Here is a 3,301-nt window from a genome sequence, read left to right as displayed (position 1 = left end):
CCGGCCTCCATCGGCTGACCGCACTGATATCAGTGCGGGGTGCCCTGTATGCTCTTGACCAAACGATCAGGGGTGATGACGATGCTGTTTTACAAGATCGAAATGGAGAGCGACAGGGCCCTGGAGAGCAGCGAGCAGAAGATAGAGGAAAACGCGGGCCAGGATCAAGGAGAGGACGGAGGAGGCGAACGAAAGGTCCAGGGGAGAGATAAGCTTTTTCGTGTCGGAAATCCACGATCGAAAGGTCTCCATCGGTGCCGCGACGTTTGCCGGGATCAAGGTTCCGGACCAGGAGGACCTCAAGAGGGGCCTTGAGCGGTTCTGCGAGAGGCTTGACCTCCACGGGAAGGACGCCGCCTTCGAGGAGATCACCGTGGGGGAGTTCTCCAGACTGCTGTACGGCGCCAATCGGAGGGACTACATCGAGGACGATGACGAATACAAGTCCGACCTCAACATGGATTTTATCGACAGCTACCGCTCTGGCAGCCACAGCGAGGTGCTGATCCCAAAGCCGTTTGCGAAGCGAGAGGCCCTTGTGGAGGCAAGGCGCCTGCTCTGCAGCGCCTCCTTCAGGCCGGAGATCGATCGGATCTTCGACGCCCGCGGGCCGAAGCACTTCGTGGGGCACCCGGTCCATTACGTCGTGACGTCGGACGACCCAAAAATTCGTCAATCCATTCGGGAGCTCCTGCTGGGGGCCCTGCTCCAGAGGCTGCGCCTGTTGGGTAGACGGTACTGCGTTCTGACGCTGGACCCCAACCGGGGGTGCTGTGACGCGGAGTGGCTGCGCAATTTCTACGAGTCGCAGAAGGGGTGTACCCTGGTGCTGTCCCTGACGGGTACGGGCGCCGATGAGGACGAGGACCGCTCTTATGCCGACGCCTCTGGCGAGAACCTCGCGGTCGCCGCCTCCTGCCTTGCCGCGTTTCGCCGCAACACCCTCTCCATCATCGAGATGAGGCGGTCGGACGAGAGGCTGTGCCGCCGGCTGATGGAGGAGCTCCCGGAGATCACGTTCGTCAAGCTGGAGGAGGAGGTCGTGTTCAACAGGGCGGCCAGGGGCTACCTGAGGCGGCTGGCCGAGGAAAACGGCGTCGAGAACTGTGACTCCCTCCTCAAGCGTCTGCCCGTGGCGGAGTCGGGGCACATCACGGCAAACCTCAACAAGACGTTCAGCAAATGGTATGACGATTACCTCAGGACCGAGCTTCACGCCCAGTATCGGGACCTGGCCGCAGGGGCCGGCGGGAGGAAGGTGAAGCCCAGGGGCGACGCCTACAGGGAGTTGATGGACATGGTCGGCCTTCCGGCTGTCAAGGAGATCATCCTTCAGGCCGTCCAGTTCCACAAGGCCCAGAGGTTGTTTGCGGACCGGGGGGTCAGCACCCAAAGGCCGGCGATGCACATGGTCTTTGCCGGGAACCCCGGAACGGCCAAGACGACCGTCGCCCGTCTGATGGCCCGGATCATGAAGGACAACGGGCTGCTCACGACGGGCGGCCTGGTGGAGGTCGGTCGGGCCGACCTGGTGGGCAAGTACGTGGGCTGGACCGCGCAGATCGTCAAAAAGAAGTTCAAGGAAGCCAGGGGATCAGTCCTCTTCATCGACGAGGCGTACTCCCTGCTGGATGAGCGCGGGGGGGCTCTTCGGGGACGAGGTGATCAACACGATCGTCCAGGAGATGGAGAACGCCCGCGAGGACACGGTGGTGGTCTTTGCCGGGTATCCCGACCGCATGAAGGAGTTCGTGGAGCGCAACCCAGGCCTGAAGAGCCGCGTGGCCTTCCACGTCGATTTTCTCGACTACACGGCAGATGAACTGCTGGAGATATTCGGCCTCATCCTGAAGGAGAAGGGCCGCAGGGCCGGGCCCGATACCCTGGAGCGTGCGCGGACCCTGCTGGAGAGGGCGACGGCTGCTCCGGACTTCGGCAACGGTCGTTTCGTGCGGAACCTGGTGGAGCGGGCCGAGATGCGCCACGCCGCCCGCGTGCTGGCCCTTCCCCCGGACGCCGTCACGGACGAGTCGATCAGGACCTTCCTGCCCGATGACCTGGAGCCTCCGGAGTGCGTCGGCAAGCCCATGGGGCGAACGGTGGGCTTTGCGTAAGTTCTCCGCGCTGCCGTTGACGGCGAAGGGGGCGAAGGGCTGGAGGACGGTGGGCCGTTTTTTGTGAGGAGGGGTTCCCTTGAACGAGACGACGAGGACGGCGGTGACCGTCTACACGGACGGGGGCGCGTCGCCCAATCCGGGCCTTGGGGGGTGGGCCGCGGTGCTGCTGTCGCCGTCCCACGGCGCGGAGCGCGAGATATCGGGTGCCGAGGAGGACACCACGAACAACCGCATGGAGCTCACCGCCGCCATAGAGGCCCTGAGGGCTCTGAAGCGTCCCTGCCGGGTGGATCTGCACACGGACTCCACCTACCTGCGCAACGCCTTTGAACGGGGATGGCTCGCGAAGTGGCGGAGGAACGGCTGGCGCACGGCCGCCAAAGAGCCTGTCCAGAATCGGGACCTGTGGGAGGCGCTGTGGGATCTGGCGCAGACCCACGAGGTCCGATGGCATTGGGTCAAGGGCCACGCGGCCGACCGGCGCAACAACCGCTGCGACGAGTTGGTGCGTGAGGCCAGGGAGCGCTTTCGGGCGAGCGCGGGGTCCGCTCCTTGAGGCCTCCCGAGGTGAAGGACGGGGCGGCCGCATCCGCCCGCCCTGGCCTCCGCGTCCTGCGCCGTCTTGGGGCGTTGGCGCTTCACGCCCTCTGGCCCGTGAGCTGTCCCGTCTGCGGGAGGCTGGGGGAGGTGCTCTGCTCCGGGTGCCGCGACGCCCTGTTTCGCCCGCCCCTGCCGCGCTGCCTGTACTGCGGGGCGCTCAGCCCCTGCAAGAGGCACGTCAGCGCTCCCCTGATCCGCACCGCCGCCCTCTACGAGGGCGGCGTCAGCCGCGCGATCCTCGCCCTGAAGTACGGGGGATTCCGGGCGCTGGGGTGCCGGCTGGGGGAGGGGATGGCCGCCCTCTGGGAGTCCCCCGGCCCCGGACCTCCTGCTCCCCGTGCCCCTGCACCGGGGAAGCCGGCGGGGGTACAACCAGGCCTTTGAGATCGCGAAGGGGATGGGGAAGGTCTGGGGCGTCGGGGTGCAGGAGGCGGCCCGCTGGGCGGTCGCCCTGACGCCCCGGACGGGGTTGAGTCGGGCGGAGCGGCTGTCGCTTCGGCCGGAGGCCTTCGACGTCTCCCCTCGCGTCCGCGGGGCCCGCGTGGTCCTGGTGGACGACGTGTGCACGACGGGGGCGACCCTGG

General features: G+C 66.5%; 5 protein-coding genes. All 5 read left to right on the top strand.

The annotated features are described in order from the left end of the window. Positions 1-220 precede the first annotated feature (220 nt). Positions 221-1,822, top strand: a complete 1,602-nt coding sequence (locus SY1_RS00180) for an ATP-binding protein (protein WP_208872450.1) — start codon at positions 221-223, stop codon at positions 1,820-1,822. After that, complete coding sequence (locus SY1_RS00175) at positions 1,740-2,114, top strand: P-loop NTPase family protein (protein WP_208872449.1); 375 nt, start codon at positions 1,740-1,742, stop codon at positions 2,112-2,114. Before SY1_RS00180 ends, SY1_RS00175 begins: the two co-directional genes overlap by 83 nt. 79 nt (positions 2,115-2,193) lie before the next feature. Beyond that, a complete protein-coding gene (gene rnhA, locus SY1_RS00170; protein ID WP_208872448.1) occupies positions 2,194-2,673 on the top strand; it encodes a ribonuclease HI in 480 nt (159 codons plus the stop codon). An 11-nt stretch (positions 2,674-2,684) separates the two neighbouring features. Continuing rightward, positions 2,685-3,101: a hypothetical protein gene (locus tag SY1_RS00165; protein ID WP_208872447.1), complete on the top strand. Its 417-nt coding sequence runs from the start codon at positions 2,685-2,687 to the stop codon at positions 3,099-3,101. 13 nt (positions 3,102-3,114) lie between these two features. Beyond that, positions 3,115-3,301, top strand: a 187-nt coding sequence (locus SY1_RS00160; protein ID WP_208872446.1) for a hypothetical protein, incomplete at its 3' end; no start/stop codon positions are given.

This window comes from Fretibacterium fastidiosum (assembly GCF_000210715.1).
Lineage (GTDB): Bacteria > Synergistota > Synergistia > Synergistales > Aminobacteriaceae > Fretibacterium > Fretibacterium fastidiosum.
The sequence above is the reverse complement of the archived record's forward strand: the minus strand, read 5'-3'. Positions and strand labels throughout refer to the sequence as shown.

What these genes read in the sequence shown, in the direction of transcription:
- SY1_RS00175 (WP_208872449.1), top strand. Translation starts at nt 1,740, where the DNA reads ATGAAGGAGTTCGTGGAGCGCAACCCAGGCCTGAAGAGCCGCGTGGCC.